The following is a 19,037-nucleotide window of genomic DNA, read 5'->3' on the forward strand; positions in this document are numbered from 1 at the left end:
TCATCGAATCCGCTCCGCAGGAGCCATGTAGCCGCTTTTAGCTGGAATTCTTCCTTCCACCACGTCCGCGTGGGTAACCGGCCCCCCGGGGTCGGTGGGCAAGCCGCCGAGTGCCCTCGCACCAGAGTCGCCCCTGATGCCGGACGGGCCGTATGCCGTGATGGCATTGCCGGCCCCAGGGCCGCCGCCCTCCATCACCGCGATGTCCTCCCCTTGCCGGAAGATCAGTCTTCCGCTGCCCGCCGTCGAGTGGTACACGGCATCCGGGTTCTTGAGGATCTCCAGGACACGCTCGTCGCTGAACCTGTGCATGGTATACGCGTGGTAGCCCCCGGCCTTATTCATTCGGCCGCTCTGGGCTCTCTGGACGACCTCGTCCGCAGTCTCTATGGCCTTTTCCCTGGCCTTGGCGGCCTTCTCCTCCTTCGTGTACTTGGGCATGAGGCCCAGCGGGTCGCTCCCGCCGTGCGGGTTGTCCACGTACGCGACCGGGTTGCCAGTCCCAGCGGGTCGGGGGAGGCGTAACGGCCGGTCTCGGGGTCGTAGTGGCGGAAGACGTTGTAGTGGAGGCCTGTTTCGGGGTCGTAGTACTGGCCGGGGAAGCGCAGGGGGGTGTATGTGCCGCTGTTCCGGGACCAGGCGGTGGTGCCCCAGAGGGTGGCGCGGGAGCGCCAGGCGATGTGGGCGGTCTCGTCGATGAGTTCGGTGGGGGTGCCGATGAGGTCGGTGACGATGGCGAAGAAGCGGCGGTCGATCTCCGCCTGGCGGGCGTCGGCCGTGAGGATGCGCTCGGTCTGGGACAGGGGCGTGTGGCCGCGGTGGTCCCAGGTGAGGGCGACCGTGTTCGGCATGTCCGGTTGGTGGGTGGTCTGTTCGCACAGGGTCAGGCCGTCCCAGGTGAACCGGACCTCCTCGGCCACGCTTCCGTCGGCGGCGAGAAGGCGCTGCTTCGCGGTGCGGCGGCCGAGCGGGTCGTAGCGGTAGCGCCACCGGGTGCCGTCGGGGGTGGTGACGGAGGTGAGGCGGTTCTCCGTGTCCCACGTGTAGTGCCAGGTGTCGGGCTTGCGGGAGAGACGGGTCTTCTGGCGCAGGGTGACCCGGCCGAGGGCGTCGTGCTCGAAGCGGACGTTCCCGGCGCGGGTGATGCTGGTGCCGGTGTAGGCGCGGGGTCCGGTGGCCTCGGTGCCCGGGTGGCCGGAGGGCCAGGAGGCCGAAGTCTGGTTGCCGGCGTCGTCGTAGGCGTAGCGCTCCGTCCAGTCCTTGGCGTGGACGGCGGTGACGCGGCCCGCTCGGTCGAGGTCGAAGGTGCGGGTGCCGGAGTTCTGATCGGCGACGGATATGAGGTGGCCGTCGGCGCGGTACGTGTAAGCGCGGCTGGTGACCGGACGCACTCCGGCGGTGATGTGCTGGGCGGAGAGCCGTCCGGCCTCGTCCCAGGCCGATGTCACGGTGAGCGCGTCGTCGAAGGCGCGGGTGAGTTCCCGGCCGGCTGCGTCGTGCGTGAAGTCGATGCGGTGGCTGCCGGTGGTGAGGCGCTGGGCCCGCCCGTCCGTGCCGTAGGTGTAGGAGGTGACGTGACCGGTGGGTGTGGTGCGCCGCGTGCGGCGGCCGAGGACGTCGTATGCGTACGAGATGGGGTGGTCGTCGACCAGTTCTGTCTTGGTGAGTCCTCGGCGGTCGTACTGGTAGCGCAGTTCGCTGTCCGGACCGACGGCTTCAAGCAGTCGCCCGGCCCGGTCGTAGTCGTAGGTCGTCACCTGGCCGTCGACGTCCTTGCGGACCACCTGGCCGAGCCGGTCACGTTCGAACGAGATGGTCCCGCCGAGCGCATCGGTGCGGGAGGCCAGCCTGCCCACGGCGTCCACCCGGTAGCTGAGGGTGCGGCCGTCGAAGTCGGTCTCGGAGACGATGTTGCCGGCCGCGTCGTACGCGTAGCTCCAGGCCAGTCCCAGCGGGTTTGTGACGCGGGTGAGGCGCAGTTCGTTGTCGTGCTCGAACTCGTGGCGCACGCCGTCGGGTCCGGTGCGGGCGAGGGGCAGGTCGAAGTGGGTGTACTCGGAGCGGGTGACGCCACCGGACGCGTCGGTGTAGGTCAGGCGGTTGCCCTCGCCGTCGTACGTCCATGACTCCGTGGCGCTGTCCGGTGCGGTGCGGCGGGCGAGTTGGCCGTCGGCGTGCCACTCCAGGCGGGTGACACCGCCCGCCGGATCGGTGACGCGGACCGGTCTACCGAGGGCGTCCCGCTCCGTGCGGGTGACGGCGCCGGTCGGGCCGGTCACCTCCACGGGCAGGCCCGCCGCGTCGCACACCACGTGGATCGTGGCGCCGAGCGCGTCGGTGACCGAGGTGAGCCGGCCGGCCCGGTCGTAGGTGTAGCGGGTGGTGGAACCTGCCGGGTCCGTGACCGCTGTGCGGTTGCCGCGTTCGTCGAACTCGGACAGCACCCGCTTGCCGTCCGGTCCGACGACTTCCACCGGCAGACCGAACGGACCGCGTACGGTGCGTAGTTCGCCGCCGTCGGGGGCGGTGGTGGAGACGAGGCGGTCGTCTTCGTCGTAGGCGAAGGCGGTGCGCACACCCAGCGCATCGGTGCGGGCCAGGAGGTTACCGTGCGGGTCGTAGGTGAACCGGGTGGTGTGGCCAAGCGGGTCGGTGACGGCCAGCCGACGGCAGCCTGGGCCGAACAGATGGTGTGTGGCGTGGCCTTCGGCGGTGGTGAGTGTGGTGGTGCGGTGGCCCGTATCGGGGTCGGGTTCGGTGTAGGTCAGGGTGATCTGGACGTGGCCGGCCTCGCCGCATTCCGACACCACGCGGTCCTGGTTGTCGTAGATGTAGTCGTAGCGGCTGTTGTTGGAGTCGATCCAGGCGGTGACGCGGCGGCGGTCGTCGTAGACGAAGGTGGTCGTGGCGCCGGACGGCTTGGTGACGGTGGTCAGGTCGCCGTCCTGGTAGCCGTAACTCATCAGGAGCAGGTCCGTGCCGTTCTCGCCCCTGCCGGCCAGGGACAGGGTGGCAACCCTGCCGTCCTCGGTGGACAGATTCAGGTGGTGGCCCGCGGAATGGACCAGGGCCAGCGGCAGGCCGTCCTCGCCGCGGTCGATGGTGATGGTGTGGCCGTTGCGGTCGGTGATGTCCGAGAGCCAGGCGGTCCCGTCGCCTCCCGGCTCGGCGCCGGACGAGGCGTTGAAGTCGAGGACCAGGCCGCTGTCGGGGTCCGTGACCGTGTAGTCGCCTTTGGCGTCACGGGCCAGCAAGGTGCGGGTCCTGCCCGATTCCGGTGCGGTGGGTGCGCCCGGGGCTGGGTGCGGGTAGCGGATCAGGAGGCCATCGGCAGTGACGTGGATGATGCCGATGGCGTCGATCTGCAGGCGTTCGTCGACGGTTGACGTCCAGGAAGGCCCCAGGAAGCGGCCGATCGCCAGACCGGATTCGGTACGGCGGGTGAAGACCAGTGGCAGGACGCCGGGGATCATGACGTCGGTCTGGGGCAGGTACATCCGGCCGGTGGCGAGGTCCACCGGGTCGGTGTCCTCGGATATTCGCTTGGCGTCGGGCTGGCTGTTGGCCCCTTCCGGGGCATCGTCGACGAGCTTGCGCAGCCGCGCCGCCTCGGCGGCCTCGTCAACCACGCGCGCGCCCTTCACCGCGGCACCGCCGCCACCGGTGGCGATGGTCAGCGCGATGTCGGGGATCAGGCGGCCGAATCCCTCGGCCGGGTCCTTCATGAAGTCCTTGACCATCGTGGTGCCGGTGCCGACCGGGTCGTTGGCTGCGACCACCAGACCGGCGGCCAGGTTGTTGAGAGACGTGACGTACTCGGCCGGATGCGTCAGGTTGTACGGGTCCATCGGGTTGATGCCGCGGACGAAGTTGAGCGTGCCCGCCGTGGCCTTGATGATGCCGCCGTCCAGATGCATGCTCATGACCTGGAATTCCTCGACCCCGTCGCGCAACTGCTCGGCGTACGAGGGCTTCTGCGGCGCCATGTCACGCGCGGCACACACCGCCGTGCGCGCGGTCTGTGCCGCCGAGTTCCGCTGCTCGCGGGCCGCGGCGAGGAGGTCCTGCGCATCCTGCATCAGCTTCTTGCCGGGGTCCACGAACGTCGACGCGGGCCGGGGAGGCAGAGAGGACGGGTCACGCTTGTCGGAGGGCTGGGCGTTGTAGCGGTCGACCGCGCTGTTGAAGCCGTCGACCTTCTTGCGGTGGGCATCCGCGGCGTCCTCGGAGGCCTTGATGCCCTCCTTCCACTTGTCGATCGCCGTCTGCGCCTGCCCCTGCGCCCAGGTGACGGTGTCGGCGAACGCGTCGAGAGCCCCGATCGCCTTCGCACTCGCATCGGCCGCGGCGTACCACTTGGGCGGCTGGGTGCCCACCGCAGTGCGCAGCGCGTCGGCCGTCTCGCCCTTGAGCTGCCCGGAGTCCAGGCCCTTGAGACCGTCGCCGGTGCCGTCGAAGGCCGACTGGAAGGCGCGGAGCTTCGTGACGGTGGCGTTGAGCTTGCTCGGGCTGCCGTAGATCAGCTTGGTCTTGTCCTCGGTCTGCCCGAGGTCCATCTCGTCGACCTCCCCGCCCATCCGGTTGGCTACCGAACGGGACTGCTCGCGCACCCAGTCCGCACCGGAATCCCAGCCGACGTCATCCAGCCGGTCGGCGGTCCAGTTCCCGGCGTCCTCGACCCGGTCACCGGCCCACTCGACGCCGTCCTCGATCACGTCCTCGACCGAGTCGGGCGTGATGTCGCTCAGGAAGTCGCCTATACCCACGGTCAGTTCCCCCCGGACTGGCTCTGCTGCTGTGCCTGTTGGGCGCGTTCTTCCGGTGACGGGCCGAGCGTGTCGTCCAGTGCCTGGTCGAACTGGTCGTCGGAGATGCCGAGCGCGCTGTTGAACATGTCGGCCTGCCTGCCGCCATAACCCTCGGTGAGGACGGTGCGGCCGGTGTCCTTCCAGGTCTGCCCCGTGTCCTGGCCGGCCTTCTCGAACGACTCGGGGCTGTAGTCCGGGTTCAGATAGTCCGGTGTGAAGATGTCGCCCCAGTTCTGCTTGGCGATCTCCTCCTCACTGGCATGCGGGTTCCCGCCGAACAGGGAGTTGGCACCCACCTTGAGCGTGCCCGCGAGGTACTGGTCGTTCTCCCACTGGGTGCCCGCCGCCAGGTCCAGCCGGTTCGCGAGCCCACTGGCGTCCCGCACCAGGGCGCGCACACCCCACTCCCAGCGTTCGCAGAAGTCCTCGAAGTCGGCCGCGAGACCGTGGTGCCCGGCCTCCATCCCGGTCATCGCCATCTCCGAGAAACCCTTGCCCATCACCGACCCGGTGGCACCGCCAAGATCACCGAGCTCGTCAATCGTCGCGCCGATGCCCTTCGTGAACTTGGTGACCGACTCCTTGTCGAGATGCAGGTCCGCCCCGTCACCGCTCATGACCGCTCCTCCCCCGCCCCGCCCGCGTCGACGGCGACCGTCTCCGGAACGATGCCGACGACCGGCGGGAAGAGTATCGACCCGTCCTCGGTGGCGACATTGACCGCGAGACCGCCGGGCTCCCCCAGAGACGGCACGATCTCGTCGACGATGCGCGCACCCAGCAACGCCGCATAGTCCATGGCCTGATCACCCGGTGCGCGAAGCCGAGCAAACCGGGCCAGAGCTGTCTCGTCGGTGAACGCGTAGATCCACCGCACCCCGCCCAACCGCGCCGACCAGCGCCGTTCGCCCACGGTCGGCACCAGAAGAACCGAACGCCGCATCTCGCCTACCAGCGCCCACGGATCACCAACTCCGATTCTCCGGTCGGCAATTCGCTCGGCAAGCACTGTTCCGGGCTGATCCAAGACCCCTCCCCCACGCTCGTCTCAGGGGGCACACTGTAGGGCAAGCATTTGTGTTAGCAAAGCAGTTCGGGGTCACCGTCGGCTCAACCGGCTGCAACTGCGCCCGTGCCGCAGAACCGTCCCGAACTGGTGCGAGTTCACAGACAAGGGCGACCACGTCCCCGCTGTCAACCAGACTGGTCCATTGCTTCACCGGAGCCGGCCAGATCTCCGTACCGTCCTGCTTCGGTCCGGGCTGCATGCGGTCGAAGACCAGCCCGGCGAAACCAAGCGAGAAACCCGAGTCACCAGGGTCAGCGGTCGCCGCTCCGGCGGGAGTGCACACAGCAACTCGGTGCAGGAATCCGCCGGCAACTTCTCAACACGGCCCACGAGATGGTAGGTGCCTGACTGCCAACCGTCACCTGGTTCACTATCGAGGGCCTCGGGGCCCTGGTTTGGCGTGACCGCATCAATGACTCCGTGGCCAAAGCCGTCACTCGCATCACCCGCACCGACTTGATCAGCGTGGATGATATCGGCCTCCTGCCGATCTCCCCGGATGCCGCAGAAGGCTTCTACCGCTTGGTCGATGCCGCCTACGAACGGCGCAGTCCGGCCGTCAGCAGCAACCTTCACCCGGCCGGCTTCGACGAGATCATGCCCAAGACCCTCGCCAGCGACGGTCGACCGGCTCCTGCACCACACCACCGTTGTCGTCACCCAAGGTGACAGCCACCGCCTCAACGAGGCCACTACCGGTGCGGTGTCGTTCCCCTGAACTGAACCCACTCACTGTGGAGAAGTGCTGTCCATCCGGGGATCTTTGATGTCCACCAGCGGGAAGCCCGTTGTCCGCCAGCGGGGAGATCGAGCTGTCCCTTGCGGGTGAACCCTGCCCGTGCGGCGCGACAGGTTGCCTGGAAGTCATCGTCAGTGGTCCTACCATCACCCGGCACGCGCCTACGCATGGCTGGCAACCAACGCTGGCAGAAGACGCAGCGGCCCGAGAGTCGTAGAAGCGGCGACGCTCACCGGGTTCGACCGGGCAGCCCGCGCATTGGCGGCAGGCGTCGCTGCTACGGCGGCGTTGATCGAGCTCGACACTGCCGTGTGGGGGGGCGGTGTCGCTCGGTCCGGCAAGGTGTTCTTCGAGCCGCTCGTTCTCCACCTGCGGCGCCACGCGGCCATGCCGTTCATGAGGGAGCTGCGCACCGTGGCCGCTGGGGCCCGATGCCAGGCTGGACGGCGCCGCAGTGCTGGCATAAGCGGGAGTACCCACCGCTACGACCCGCGCTTGTCGATGACAACCAACCGGTAGGCACCGGCCACGCAGTGCCGAACCTGCTTGGCGCCCCCAGCCTTGGCACCCCGGGGGCGCGGACGTGCCATCGGCATGGGACCGGGGCCGTGGAGGGCCCGAGCGTCATGGGTGCAGATACGCACCGAACACGGCCCGGACAGGCCGCGCTCTCGGTCAAGGACTGTGGGTACGGGATGGCAGCACGTGCCGACGCCGGGGAAATGCAGCGGGACGCCCGTACCGGCGCACTTGCCCCCGTGCCGTTGCTCCGGTCCGCACGGCCCCAGCCGGAGAGGTCCTCGATTTCGACGCTTCCGCTTCGAGCGTCAAGAATCTCCGAACAAGCCCCTGAGGGCGTCGCCGCTGCAAGCGCCTGCCTCATGAATTCGCAGGTCAGACCGCCCAAAGGGTCAATCCGTCCGCTCGACTCGCTGCACGGAGGGAAACAGATCAAGCGACCCACCCGAACCACAAACCCGCAGGTCAGTCGTCCTTCTTCACCGGCTCAAGGATCGCCACGCACTCCACGTGGTGCGTCATCGGGAACAGGTCGAACGCCCGCAGCGTCCGCACCTTGTAGCCGCCCTCGGCGAAGTACGCCAGGTCCCGCGCCAGCGCCGCCGGGTCGCAGGCCACGTACGCGATCTTGCGTGCCCCGAGGCCCGACAGGCGCTTCACGACCTGCTTGCCCGCTCCCGCGCGCGGCGGGTCCAGGACGATCAGGTCGCACTCGGTGATGCCCGTGCGGGGCAGGATCTGGTCGACCTTGCCGTGCTCGATGCGGACCCGCTCCAGGTCCTTGAGGTTGTGGCGGGCGTCCTCGACCGCGCGCTTGCCGGACTCGATGCCGAGCACCGCGCCCTTCTCGCCGATGCGCTGGCCGATGGCGCCGGCGAACAGGCCGACACCGCAGTAGAGGTCGAGCGCCATGTCGTTCTTGCGGGGCAGCAGGCCCTGCATGACCGCGCGGACGAGGGTGTCCGCCGCCTGCGGGTGGACCTGCCAGAAGCCGCCGGAACCGACGCGGTACGTGCGGTCGTCGGCGCGTTCGCGGACGAAGCCGCGGCCGTGGACGCGGTGCACTCCGCCGTCGCGCTCGTCGACGCGCAGGACCGAGACCGGCTTGTCGAGCTCGACCAGCGGAAGGCGGCCGCCCTCGCGCGGAGTGAGGATGACCTGGCGGTCGTTGGAGCCGGTGGCGGCGATGGCCTCCACCGTGGCCATCTGGGGCCAGTCCTGCTTCTCGATGCCGAGCTCGGAGACGCCGGGCGCGGCGATCATGCACTGGTCGATGATCTCGATGTCGTGCGAGCGGTGCTTGCGCAGGCCGACGCGGCCGTCCTCGTCGATGGCGTACTGGACGCGGGTGCGCCAGGCGGGCACCTCGCCCGGCGGGAGCTTGTCGCCCTCGGCCGGCATGACGGTGCCGTCCCAGCCCGCCTCCTCCGGGGTGAGACCCGCGAGGCGCAGGAGCTGCTCGGCGATCACTTCGCCCTTGAGCCGGCGCTGGGCGCCCGGCTTGGCGTGCTGCCAGTCGCAGCCGCCGCACTTGCCGGGGCCCGCGAACGGGCACGGGGCCTTCACCCGGTCCTTGGACTCCTCGATGATCCGCACCGCGTCGGCGCGCAGGAAGCGGGAGTCGGTGGCGCCGTCCGTGACCTTGGCGACGACCTTCTCGCCCGGCAGTGTGTGGCGTACGAACAGGACCTGGCCCTCGGAAGTGCGGGCGATGCAGTGACCGCCGTGGGCGACCGGGCCGACCTCGACCTCGTACTCCTGCCCCACGAGCGATTCCCCGGCCTGCGTCTCCTCGGCCTGCGTCTCCTCGGTCCGCGTCTCCGCGGCCTGCGTCTCCGCGGTCTGCGATTCCCCGGCCTGCGATTCCCCGGCCTGCGGCGAAATGGATTCGTTCTGCATGAGGGGGTGGCTCCAGAGATCAAAGGGAAACAGGGGGAACGAGCGCAAAGGAAAAGCGGCCGGACAACAACCTACGAGTCTACGTGGGTGTCGTCCGGCCGCTTACCAGGACTGAAACGGATACGGATACCGCAGGCACGGCTACCGCGCGTCAGCCCTTGTGCGTCGGCTCCTTGGGCTTGCGCTCCACCGGGCCGCGTCGCACCGAACCGGGGGCGGTCCAGTCCGCGCGCTTGCGGGCCCGCTTCTTGGCCGCCTCGGAGGACTCCAGCTGGTACGGGACGGAGGTGACCATCACTCCGGGGGTGAAGAGCAGTCGGCCCTTGAGCCTGAGGGCGCTCTGGTTGTGCAGCAGGTGCTCGTACCAGTGGCCGACGACGTACTCCGGGATGTAGACGCTCACGACGTCGCGCGGGCTCTCCCGGCGCAGGCCCTTGACGTACTCGATGACCGGACGGGTCACCTCGCGGTAGGGCGAGTCGAGGATCTTCAGCGGGACGTTGATACCGCGCCGCTCCCAGTCCTCCTTGAGCGCCTTCGTCTCGGCCGGGTCGACGCTGATGGAGAGCGCCTCCAGATGGTCCGTACGGATCAGCTTCGCGTAGGCGAGCGCGCGCAGGGTGGGGCGGTGCAGCTTGGAGACCAGGACGATCGAGTGGACCCGGGAGGGGCGGACGGTCTCGTCGGACGGGGTCTCGTCGGCGGCGATCTCCGCGGCGACCCGGTCGTAGTGCTTACGGATCGCCGTCATCGTGCCGTAGAAGATCACCATGCCGAGCAGCGCGACCCAGGCGCCGTGGGTGAACTTGGTGGCGAGGACGACGACCAGCACCAGGCCGGTGAAGAAGGCGCCGAAGGTGTTGATCGCGCGGGAGCGGATCATGTGGCGGCGCTTGAGCGGGTCCTTCTCGGTGCGCAGGTGCCGGTTCCAGTGCCGGACCATGCCGGTCTGGCTGAGGGTGAAGGAGACGAACACACCGACGATGTAGAGCTGGATCAGCCGCGTCGAGTCGGCCCCGTAGATCCAGACCAGCAGGATCGCCGCGCCGGCCAGCAGCACGATGCCGTTGGAGAAGGCGAGCCGGTCGCCGCGGGTGTGCAGCTGGCGCGGCAGGTAGCGGTCCTGGGCCAGGATCGAGCCGAGCAGCGGGAAGCCGTTGTACGCGGTGTTGGCGGCCAGGAAGAGGACGAGAGCGGTGGCCGCGGCGAGGATCACGAAGAAGAACGTCCCGTCGCCGAAGACCGCGGCCGCGACCTGGGAGATCACCGGGTCCTGGACGAAGCTCGAACCGACCGGCGTGCCGTTGTTGATCAGGTCTTCCGCCGGGTTCTCGGCCATCTTCACGTCGGTGGCCATGGCCAGCCCGATGATGCCGCAGAACATGGTGACGGCCAGCAGGCCCATCGCCGCGAGAGTGGTGGCGGCGTTCTTGCTCTTGGGCTTGCGGAAGGCGGGGACGCCGTTGCTGATGGCCTCGACACCGGTGAGGGCGGCACAGCCGGAGGAGAAAGCGCGCAGGAGCAGGAAGACCAGGGCGAAGCCCGCCAGGCCCTGGTGCTCCGGCTTGATCGTGTAGTCGGCGGTCGGGGCGTGCATGGTGTCGCCGAGGACCAGTCCGCGGAAGGCGCCCCAGATGATCATGATGAACACGCCGGCCACGAAGAGGTACGTGGGGATCGCGAAGAGCTTGCCGGACTCCTTGACGCCCCGCAGGTTCATCAGGGTCAGCAGCACGATGGCGGCGACGGCGCAGGCCGTCTTGTGCTCGACGACGAACGGGATCGCCGAGCCGAGGTTCTCCACCCCGGAGGCGATCGACACGGCGACGGTCAGGACGTAGTCGACCAGCAGTGCGCTGGCCACGGTCAGTCCGGCCTTCGGCCCGAGGTTGGTGTTGGCGACCTCGTAGTCGCCGCCACCGCTCGGGTACGCGTGCACGTTCTGCCGGTACGAGGCGACGACGGTGAACATCAGGACCACGACGGCGACCGCGATCCACGGGCTGAAGTGGTACGCCGACACACCCGCGATGGACAGCACGAGGAGTACTTCTCCGGGTGCGTACGCCACCGAGGACAGCGGGTCGGATGCGAAGACGGGGAGCGCGATGCGCTTGGGGAGGAGAGTCTCCCCCAGCTTGTCGCTGCGCAGAGCCCGTCCGATCAGGATCCGTTTGGGCACGTCGGTCAGTTTGGACACGCTGAGGATCGTAAGGGTTCCGTATGGGACCAACCCACGCACCACCCCCGTGGCCCCGCAATCTCCTGCACTCGGACGGAAAGGCCACGAAATCCTTAACGGAATCCTTGCACCGCGGCCACTCGAAAGGGCGCCGAACGCTCTTCGAAAGCCAGCCCGAACACTTCGGGGGACGTCGCCTTTGCCACAGTGCCCCGGGATGAGCACACTCGAATGAGGCAACGCACCCGACGCCGCTTAAGCTCATCCTGGGCAACGGGACGAACCGTTGCCCCATTGTTTGCCCGGCCAGCCGAGGAATGAGTGTGAGCAGGGTGTTTTCGCAGGTCAGCCGGACGACCAGGACTGCGAGGTAGGCGCAAGGTGCACATCGTCATCATGGGCTGCGGACGAGTGGGGGCCGCTCTCGCGCAGAACCTGGAGCAGCAGGGGCACACGGTCGCCGTCATCGACCAGGACCCCACGGCGTTCCGGCGCCTCGGCTCCGGCTTCGGCGGCCGTCGCGTCACAGGCGTCGGTTTCGACCAGGACACCCTGCGTGAGGCGGGTATCGAAGAGGCCGGCGCGTTCGCCGCGGTGAGCAGCGGCGACAACTCGAACATCATCGCGGCCCGCGTGGCGCGCGAGATGTTCGGCATCGAGAACGTCGCGGCCAGGATCTACGACCCCCGGCGTGCCGAGGTGTACCAGCGCCTCGGCATCCCCACGGTCGCCACCGTGCGCTGGACCGCGGACCAGATGCTGCGCCGGCTGCTGCCTTCGGGCGCCGAGCCGCTGTGGCGCGACCCGAGCGGCGGTGTGCAGCTCGCCGAGGTGCACACCACACCGTCCTGGATCGGTCACAAGATCAGCACCCTGCAGGAGGAGACGGGCGTGCGCGTGGCCTTCCTCACCCGGTTGGGCGAAGCCATACTGCCGTCGTCGCAGACGGTGCTGCAGGAGGGCGACCTCGTCCACGTGATGATGCGTACGGACGAGATCGCGAAGGTCGAGGCGGCCTTCGCCGAGGGCCCTGAGGAAGGCGGTCACTGATGCGTGTCGCGATTGCCGGGGCCGGCGCGGTGGGCCGTTCCATCGCGGCCGAGCTGCTGGAGAACGGTCACGAGGTGCTGCTCGTCGACAAGGCACCGACCGCCATTTCGGTGGAGCGGGTGCCGATGGCCGAATGGCTGCTGGCGGACGCCTGCGAGATCACCTCGCTGGACGAGGCGGCGTTGCAGCGCTGCAACGTCGTGATCGCCGCGACCGGCGACGACAAGGTGAACCTGGTCGTCTCGCTGCTCGCCAAGACGGAGTACGGCGTGCCGCGCGTCGTCGCCCGGGTGAACAACCCGAAGAACGAGTGGCTGTTCAACGAGTCCTGGGGCGTCGACGTGGCGGTCTCCACGCCGCGCCTGATGTCGGCCCTGGTCGAGGAGGCGGTGAGCGTCGGCGATCTGGTCCGGCTGCTGCGCTTCAGCCACGGCGACGCGAACCTGGTCGAGCTGACGCTGCCGCCGGAGTCGGCGCTGGCGGGCACCCAGGTCGGGGAGGTCGCCTGGCCGGAGGACACCTCGCTGGTCACGATCATCCGCGGGCAGCGCGTGCTGACGCCGAGCACCGAGGAGACGCTGGAGGCCGGGGACGAGCTGCTGTTCGTGGCTGCCCAGGCGCGTGAGGAGCAGCTGGAGGACCTGCTGTCGGTTCGCCAGGGCGACCCGGAGAACTGAGACACGACACGTGAGAGGGGCCTGTTACCGCTGCCGGCGGTAACAGGCCCCTCTCACGTGTGTGTCAGTACTCCTGGCCGCGGGCCGCTTCGGCGGCGGCCGCCTTGCGGGCCTTCTCGGCCTGCTCCTCGGCCTCCATCTCGGCGAAGACGTCGATGGGCGGCGGCGCCTTGGCGAGGAAGACCCAGGTGAGGTACACCGCCAACAGGAACGGCGGGATCTTCAGGGCGATCAGGACCCAGCCGAACTGGGTGGTGTCGGCCCACCAGTACAGCGGGAAGAGGATCGCGCACTTGGCGAGCAGGATCAGGCCCCAGGCGTAGCTGGCCTTGGCGTAGGCCTTCTTGCGGCCGGGGCTCCTGGTGCGCCAGGAGAGGTTCTCCTTGAACACCGGGCCCAGGATCAGCCCGATCAGCGGCAGCCCGGCCACCGTGGTGATCAGGTAGGCCAGGGCCAGTCCGAGCGTGTAGATCATGCCCGGGAGATAGAAGTCCTTGGCGTTGCCGGTCATCTTCGCGAAGACGACACCGAAAGCCACACCGAAGACGCCGCTGAAGGCGTGCTTGACGGTGTCCTTGCGGATCAGCCGGACGACGACGAGCACCAGCGACACCGCGACGGCCGCGATGGCCGAGTTCGTGAGGTTCTTGTCGATGGTGAAGATCGTGACAAAGAGCAGTCCGGGCAGGACCGTCTCCACCATGCCCCGGATGCCGCCGAAGGCCTCGAAGAGCGCGGCCTCGGTGACCGCCTTCGCGTCGGCCTCCTGCTGGTCGGTGGTGCGGTCCGTATCGGACGTCGGCTTGTCGAGAGACGTCACCGGCTACTCCTTGCCGAGCGGTCGGAGTTCGTATTTGGGGTTGAACAGCACCCGGCGCCCGTGGCTCATGGCGATGCGGCCGGAGGCGATGAGCTTGCGGCCCGGTTCGATGCCCACGATGGAGCGGCGGCCGAGCCAGACCACGTCGAGCGGCGCGGTGCCGTCGAAGAGCTCCGCCTCGAGGGCGGGTACTCCGGCACGCGGTCGCAGGGTGACCGTCCGCAAGGTACCAGTCACCTTCACGATCTGGCGGTCGGTGCACTCGGAGATCCGGGTGCATCCCGATGCCTGCGAGTCCTCCTCCAGCTCCTCGCACTCCAGGTCCTCCTGGGAGCTGGAAAGCCGGTCGAGCATCCGCCGGAAGCGCCCGGAGGGCCGCTCGGCCTTCTGGGACTTCTCGAATCGAGGAACAGCACTCATACCCGAAGGGTACCGGTCTCCCGAGGTCCTGGAGGGTGGCCGCCGTCTCACTCGAACGAGGGACACGGGGACCCGGCCGCGGGCCCTCAGGCGCGCTCGAAGCGGTAGCCCATCCCCGGTTCTGTGACGAAGTGCCGGGGGTGCGAGGGGTCGGCCTCCAGCTTGCGCCTCAGCTGGGCCATGTAGACCCGCAGGTAGTTGGTCTCGGTGCCGTACGAGGGCCCCCAGACCTCCTGGAGCAGCTGCCTCTGGCTGACCAGCCGGCCGCTGTTGCGGACCAGGACCTCCAGCAGGTGCCACTCGGTGGGGGTGAGCCGTACATCGCGCCCCTCGCGGTGGACCTTCTTGGCGGCGAGGTCGACGGTGAAGCCCTCGGTCTCGACGAGCACGACCTCGTCGCCGCCGTCCTGGCCGACAGGCTCGGCGCGACGCACCGAGGCGCGCAGCCGGGCCAGCAGTTCGTCCATGCCGAACGGCTTGGTGACGTAGTCGTCGGCGCCCGCGTCCAGGGCCTCGACCTTCTCGTCGGAGGTGTGCCGGGCCGAGAGCACCAGGATCGGCACCCGGGTCCAGCCGCGCAGGCCCCTGATCACCTCGACGCCGTCCATGTCAGGAAGCCCCAGGTCCAGGACGACGACGTCGGGGTGGCGTGCGGCGGCCAGCTGGAGCGCGGTGGCTCCGTCGGGCGCCGCGTCCACCTCGTACTTGCGCGCCTTCAGGTTGATCACGAGGGCGCGTACGATCTGCGGCTCGTCGTCGACCACAAGCACCCGGGTCATCGCGGTCCTGCCTTTCTGCTGTACGTAGGTCTTGCGTGGTTCTGAGCGTGGTTCCGAGAATTCTGTGCGTGGATCCGTGCGTGTGTCTGTGCGTGTGTCTGTGCGTGCCCCTGCACGTCCGTGCCGTACGTCTGCCCTGTGCGTGGGCCGCGGAGGTCTCCGTTGATCATGAGGTGACCCGTGCGGGCAGGCCGGGGCTGACCGGAACGTACCCCGAGGCCGCCTTCAGCGTCAGGACCATGGTGAGGCCTCCGCCAGGGGTGTCCTCGGCGTCCAGCGTTCCGCCCATGGACTCCACGAAGCCGCGGGCCACAGCGAGCCCCAGGCCCACCCCGGCGCCGCGCGGGGCGTCACCGTAGCGCTGGAAGGGCTCGAAGATACGTTCCTTGGCCTCGTCCGGGACGCCGCGTCCGCGGTCGGCGACGCGTAGCTCGACCCGGGCGCCGAGCGCGCTGGCGGCCACGGTGACGCGCTCGCGGTCGGGGCTGTACTTGACGGCGTTCTCGACGATGTTGGCGACGGCCCGCTCCAGCAGCCCGGGGTCGACGGCGACCATCGGCAGCGTCTCGGGAATGTCCAGCTCGACGCTGTCCTCGGGGACGCCGCCCAGCGCCATGGGCACGACCTCGTCGAGGTCGATCTCGCGGATCAGCGGGGTGACGGTGCCGGTCTGCAGGCGGGACATGTCGAGGAGGTTCCCGACGAGGTGGTCGAGGCGGTCGGCGCCGTTCTCGATGCCTTCGAGGAGTTCGGCCTCGTCGTCGTCGGACCAGGCGACGTCGTCGGAGCGCAGGGAGCTGACGGCGGCCTTGATGGCGGCGAGCGGGGTCCGCAGGTCGTGGCTGACGGCGGCCAGCAGCGCGGTCCTGATCCTGTTCCCCTCGGCGAGCCGGCGGGCCGTCTCCGCCTCACCGACCAGGCGCTGGCGGTCCAGGACGACGGCGGCCTGGGCGGCGAAGGCACCGAGTACACGGCGGTCCTCGGCGGGCAGCACCCGGCCGGAGAGGGCCAGGGCCATGTGGTCGCCCACGGGCATGTCCACATCGGCGTCCTCGGGCCGGGCGACCGGCGCCGGGCCGACACTGCCCGCGCAGGTCCACGGCTCCACGTCGCTCTGCCGCTCCAGCAGGGCGACGGACTCCATACCGAAGGTCTCGCGGACCCGGTCCAGAAGCGCGGCCAGGGTGGTCTCGCCGCGCAGCACGCTGCCGGCCAGGAAGGAGAGGATCTCGGACTCCGCGCGCAGCCTGGCGGCCTGGTGGGTGCGGCGGGCCGCGAGGTCGACGACCGAAGCCACCGCGACGGCCACCGCGAAGAAGATCACGATGGCGACGAAGTTCTCGGGGTCCTGCACGGTCAGGGTGTGCGTGGGCGGCGTGAACCAGTAGTTCAGCAGCAGCGATCCCGCGGCCGCCGACGCGAGGGCGGGCCGCAGTCCGCCGAGCAGGGCCGCGGCGACGGTCATGAAGAGGAAGAGCAGGACGTCGTTGGCGAGCCCCGGGCCGTTCTCCATGCCCTTGAGGAGCAGCGAGAGGAGGACCGGGCCGCCCACGCCGACGATCCAGCCCCAGATGATGCGCGCCCGGCCCAGCCGGGCGCCGCGCGCGATGGGGAGGCCGCGGCCCTTGGCGACCTCGTCGTGGGTGACGATGTGGACGTCGAGGTCGGTGCCGGACTCGCGGGCGACGGTGGCGCCGACGCCGGGTCCGTAGATGTACTGCCAGGCCTTGCGGCGGCTGGAGCCGAGGACGATCTGGGTGGCGTTGACGCCGCGGGCGAACTCCAGGAGTGCCGAGGGTATGTCGTCGCCGATGACGTGGTGGAAGGTGCCGCCGAGGTCCTCGACGAGCGTGCGCTGGACGGTCAGCTCCTTGGGCGAGGCCGACGTCAGTCCGTCACTGCGGGCGATGTAGACGGCGAGGATCTCGCTGCCGGACCCCTTGGCCGCCATGCGGGAGGCGCGGCGGATGAGGGTGCGGCCCTCGGGACCACCGGTGAGTCCGACGACTATGCGTTCGCGGGCCTGCCAGGTGGTGCGGATGTTGTGCTCGCCGCGGTACTGCTGGAGGTACTCGTCGACCCGGTCGGCGACCCAGAGCAGGGCGAGCTCGCGCAGGGCCGTGAGGTTGCCGGGGCGGAAGTAGTTGGAGAGCGAGGCGTCGATCCGGTCCGGCTTGTAGACGTTGCCGTGGGCCATCCGCCGGCGCAGGGCCTGGGGCGACATGTCGACCAGTTCGAGCTGGTCGGCGCGGCGGACCACCTCGTCGGGCACGGTCTCACGCTGGCGTACGCCGGTTATGGACTCGACGACGTCTCCGAGGGACTCCAGGTGCTGGATGTTGACCGTGGAGACCACGTCGATTCCGGCCTGGAGGAGTTCCTCTACGTCCTGCCAGCGCTTGGCGTTGCGGGAGCCCGGCACATTGGTGTGCGCCAGTTCGTCCACCAGGGCGACGGCCGGGGCCCGCTCCAGTACGGCGTCGACGTCCATCTCGGTGAAGACGGCGGAGCGGTACTCGATCTCGCGGCGCCTGATCTGTTCCAGGCCGTGCAGCATGACCTCGGTGCGCGGGCGGTCATGGTGCTCGACGAAGCCGACGACGCAGTCGGTGCCCCGCTCCACACGGCGGTGCGCCTCGGAGAGCATCGCGTACGTCTTGCCGACGCCGGGTGCCGCACCGAGATAGATCCGAAGTTTGCCGCGCGCCATGGCCCCATTGTCTTCCTGGAACCGGCTCCTTTCACGGAAGCCGGTGGCAGCCCATGCGGCAGCCACTGTCGAAACTACCCCGTGAATTTCACGCATATCGGGCGGGTGGTGTGGGTGCGGTCCGTATTGACACAACTCTGATGCCCGCGCCGGAGACACTCGCCCGCCCCAGGCCGGGGGCGCTTCGGGCGGGCGGGCGGCGACGCCGTCAGTGGTGGAAGAGCCGCAGGCCGGTACGGGCCGGGCGATCCCGTGGGCGTGGCAGGCCTCCGCGACCTCGTCGGACCGGATCTGACCACCGGGCTCCGCGATGCACGTCACCCCGTGGCGCAGGGCGTGGTCGACGTTGTCCCGGAAGGGCAGTGAGCCGTCCGACACGGAGGAGACCCCCGTCAGCCGGCCGAGCCGTTCGGAGCGCGGCGCCGCGTCGGCTCGGGCGGTCCGCCGCCGAGTGCGGCCCGGCAGCGGTCCCGCTCGTCGGCGGTCAGGTCGCCCTCGACGAGCCGGATCCGCCGGTTGACCCACTTCCTGACCGCTCGATGATGCGCCGGCACTGGGGACGGGCAGCGCCCGGGCCCGGCCGTACGGGCCGGACCCGGGCGTACGAGCCGAACCCGGGCGCACGGCCGGGCCCGGGCGCTCGTCCCGGACCCAGGCGTACGACCCGAACCCGGGCGTTCGGGCGTTCAGCGCGTTCCGGCCTCGTTCGCGAGCTCCTTCAGCGCGATGTTGAGCTGGAGGACGTTGACGCGTGGTTCGCCGGCGAAGCCGAGGATGCGGCCGTCGGTGTGCTGGTCGACGAGCTTTTCGACCTGGGCGGTGTCGAGGTGGTTGCGTGCGGCGACGCGGTTCACCTGGAGCTGTGCGTAGGCCGGGGAGATGTCGGGGTCGAGGCCGGAGCCGGAGGAGGTGACGGCGTCGGCCGGTACCTGGGAGGGGCTGACGGGGTGGCCGGGGACGGAGTTGTCCTTGACGACTGCGGCCTTGGCGGCGGTGACCCAGTCGATGAGTTCCTTGTTGTCACCGGAGCGGTTGGTCGCGCCGGAGAGGATCAGCGAGTACTGGGTGTTGACGCTGTTGGTGCCCAGGCCGTTGGAGGGGCGGGGCTGGAACCACTTGAGGTCGGGGTCCGGGGTCTCCTGGCCCTTCTTGAGGGGAAGGTCGTATCGCTGGCCGATGAGTTCGGAGCCGACGACCTTGCCGTTCACCGTGATCTCGGAGCCGTTGGCGCGGCCGGGCATGATCCCCTGGGCGACGCCGGTGACGGCGAGCGGGTAGATGACGCCGCAGACCAGGGTGAGGACGAGCAGGGCGCGCAGTCCTGCCCAGAGCAGTCGGGCGGAGTTTCCTACGGAGTTGTTCATG

Annotated in this window: 12 protein-coding genes and 2 pseudogenes; 4 read left to right on the forward strand and 10 right to left on the reverse strand. The window is 69.3% G+C overall.

Annotated elements, in window-relative coordinates:
• The 3 genes and pseudogenes from ABT025_RS20025 to ABT025_RS20035 form a co-directional block, all read right to left on the reverse strand.
• Positions 1 to 4,766: pseudogene (locus ABT025_RS20025) on the reverse strand (putative T7SS-secreted protein).
• Positions 4,767 to 4,768: 2 nt separating this feature from the next.
• Positions 4,769 to 5,425, reverse strand: coding sequence for a hypothetical protein (locus ABT025_RS20030; protein WP_350995906.1), 657 nt, complete (start codon positions 5,423 to 5,425; stop codon positions 4,769 to 4,771).
• On the reverse strand, positions 5,422 to 5,835 hold the full coding sequence (locus ABT025_RS20035) for an SseB family protein (RefSeq protein ID WP_350995909.1): 414 nt from the start codon (positions 5,833 to 5,835) through the stop codon (positions 5,422 to 5,424). Before ABT025_RS20035 ends, ABT025_RS20030 begins: the two co-directional genes overlap by 4 nt.
• A 396-nt stretch (positions 5,836 to 6,231) precedes the next feature.
• Between ABT025_RS20035 and ABT025_RS20040 the strand changes: the two are divergent.
• Positions 6,232 to 6,600, forward strand: a pseudogene (locus tag ABT025_RS20040) (ATP-binding protein); the annotation flags it as partial.
• Between the two features lie 65 nt (positions 6,601 to 6,665).
• The gene (locus tag ABT025_RS20045; RefSeq protein WP_350995911.1) at positions 6,666 to 6,833 is read left to right on the forward strand and encodes an ROK family protein; all 168 of its coding nucleotides are present in this window, start codon (positions 6,666 to 6,668) and stop codon (positions 6,831 to 6,833) included.
• 767 nt (positions 6,834 to 7,600) lie between these two features.
• Here the strand turns inward: ABT025_RS20045 and ABT025_RS20050 are convergent.
• Together ABT025_RS20050 and ABT025_RS20055 are read right to left on the reverse strand one after the other, a co-directional pair.
• Entirely contained in the window at positions 7,601 to 9,034 is a 1,434-nt protein-coding gene (locus ABT025_RS20050; RefSeq protein ID WP_350995913.1) for a class I SAM-dependent RNA methyltransferase, read from the reverse strand.
• A gap of 151 nt (positions 9,035 to 9,185) precedes the next feature.
• Positions 9,186 to 11,234: an APC family permease gene (locus ABT025_RS20055; RefSeq protein ID WP_350995916.1), complete on the reverse strand. Its 2,049-nt coding sequence runs from the start codon at positions 11,232 to 11,234 to the stop codon at positions 9,186 to 9,188.
• Positions 11,235 to 11,597: 363 nt separating this feature from the next.
• On the opposite strand from ABT025_RS20055, the gene ABT025_RS20060 reads away from it, so the two are divergent.
• Positions 11,598 to 12,266 (forward strand): potassium channel family protein, encoded by a 669-nt coding sequence (locus ABT025_RS20060; protein ID WP_350995919.1) that lies wholly within the window; start codon positions 11,598 to 11,600, stop codon positions 12,264 to 12,266.
• Positions 12,266 to 12,943: a potassium channel family protein gene (locus tag ABT025_RS20065; RefSeq protein WP_350995921.1), complete on the forward strand. Its 678-nt coding sequence runs from the start codon at positions 12,266 to 12,268 to the stop codon at positions 12,941 to 12,943. Before ABT025_RS20060 ends, ABT025_RS20065 begins: the two co-directional genes overlap by 1 nt.
• A gap of 64 nt (positions 12,944 to 13,007) precedes the next feature.
• On the opposite strand, the gene ABT025_RS20070 is transcribed toward ABT025_RS20065, so the two are convergent.
• The 5 genes from ABT025_RS20070 to ABT025_RS20090 form a co-directional block, all read right to left on the reverse strand.
• On the reverse strand, positions 13,008 to 13,763 hold the full coding sequence (locus ABT025_RS20070; protein ID WP_350995923.1) for a DUF3159 domain-containing protein: 756 nt from the start codon (positions 13,761 to 13,763) through the stop codon (positions 13,008 to 13,010).
• A gap of 3 nt (positions 13,764 to 13,766) precedes the next feature.
• Positions 13,767 to 14,183: an OB-fold nucleic acid binding domain-containing protein gene (locus ABT025_RS20075; protein ID WP_326657379.1), complete on the reverse strand. Its 417-nt coding sequence runs from the start codon at positions 14,181 to 14,183 to the stop codon at positions 13,767 to 13,769.
• An 86-nt stretch (positions 14,184 to 14,269) separates the two neighbouring features.
• Positions 14,270 to 14,962: a response regulator gene (locus tag ABT025_RS20080; RefSeq protein WP_350995926.1), complete on the reverse strand. Its 693-nt coding sequence runs from the start codon at positions 14,960 to 14,962 to the stop codon at positions 14,270 to 14,272.
• A 166-nt stretch (positions 14,963 to 15,128) separates the two neighbouring features.
• On the reverse strand, positions 15,129 to 17,672 hold the full coding sequence (locus ABT025_RS20085; protein ID WP_350995929.1) for a DUF4118 domain-containing protein: 2,544 nt from the start codon (positions 17,670 to 17,672) through the stop codon (positions 15,129 to 15,131).
• Positions 17,673 to 18,358: 686 nt separating this feature from the next.
• Positions 18,359 to 19,036, reverse strand: coding sequence for a potassium-transporting ATPase subunit C (locus ABT025_RS20090; protein WP_350995932.1), 678 nt, complete (start codon positions 19,034 to 19,036; stop codon positions 18,359 to 18,361).
• Position 19,037 lies beyond the last annotated feature (1 nt).

The sequence above is a fragment of the Streptomyces sp. NPDC002809 genome (assembly GCF_040295435.1).
Classification (GTDB): domain Bacteria; phylum Actinomycetota; class Actinomycetes; order Streptomycetales; family Streptomycetaceae; genus Streptomyces.

Coding starts and splice junctions, on each gene's coding strand:
- ABT025_RS20085 (WP_350995929.1), bottom strand. CDS start 17,672: ATGGCGCGCGGCAAACTTCGGATCTATCTCGGTGCGGCACCCGGCGTC.
- ABT025_RS20090 (WP_350995932.1), bottom strand. CDS start 19,036: ATGAACAACTCCGTAGGAAACTCCGCCCGACTGCTCTGGGCAGGACTG.
- ABT025_RS20080 (WP_350995926.1), bottom strand. CDS start 14,962: ATGACCCGGGTGCTTGTGGTCGACGACGAGCCGCAGATCGTACGCGCC.
- ABT025_RS20065 (WP_350995921.1), top strand. CDS start 12,266: ATGCGTGTCGCGATTGCCGGGGCCGGCGCGGTGGGCCGTTCCATCGCG.
- ABT025_RS20050 (WP_350995913.1), bottom strand. CDS start 9,034: ATGCAGAACGAATCCATTTCGCCGCAGGCCGGGGAATCGCAGGCCGGG.
- ABT025_RS20075 (WP_326657379.1), bottom strand. CDS start 14,183: ATGAGTGCTGTTCCTCGATTCGAGAAGTCCCAGAAGGCCGAGCGGCCC.
- ABT025_RS20030 (WP_350995906.1), bottom strand. CDS start 5,425: ATGAGCGGTGACGGGGCGGACCTGCATCTCGACAAGGAGTCGGTCACC.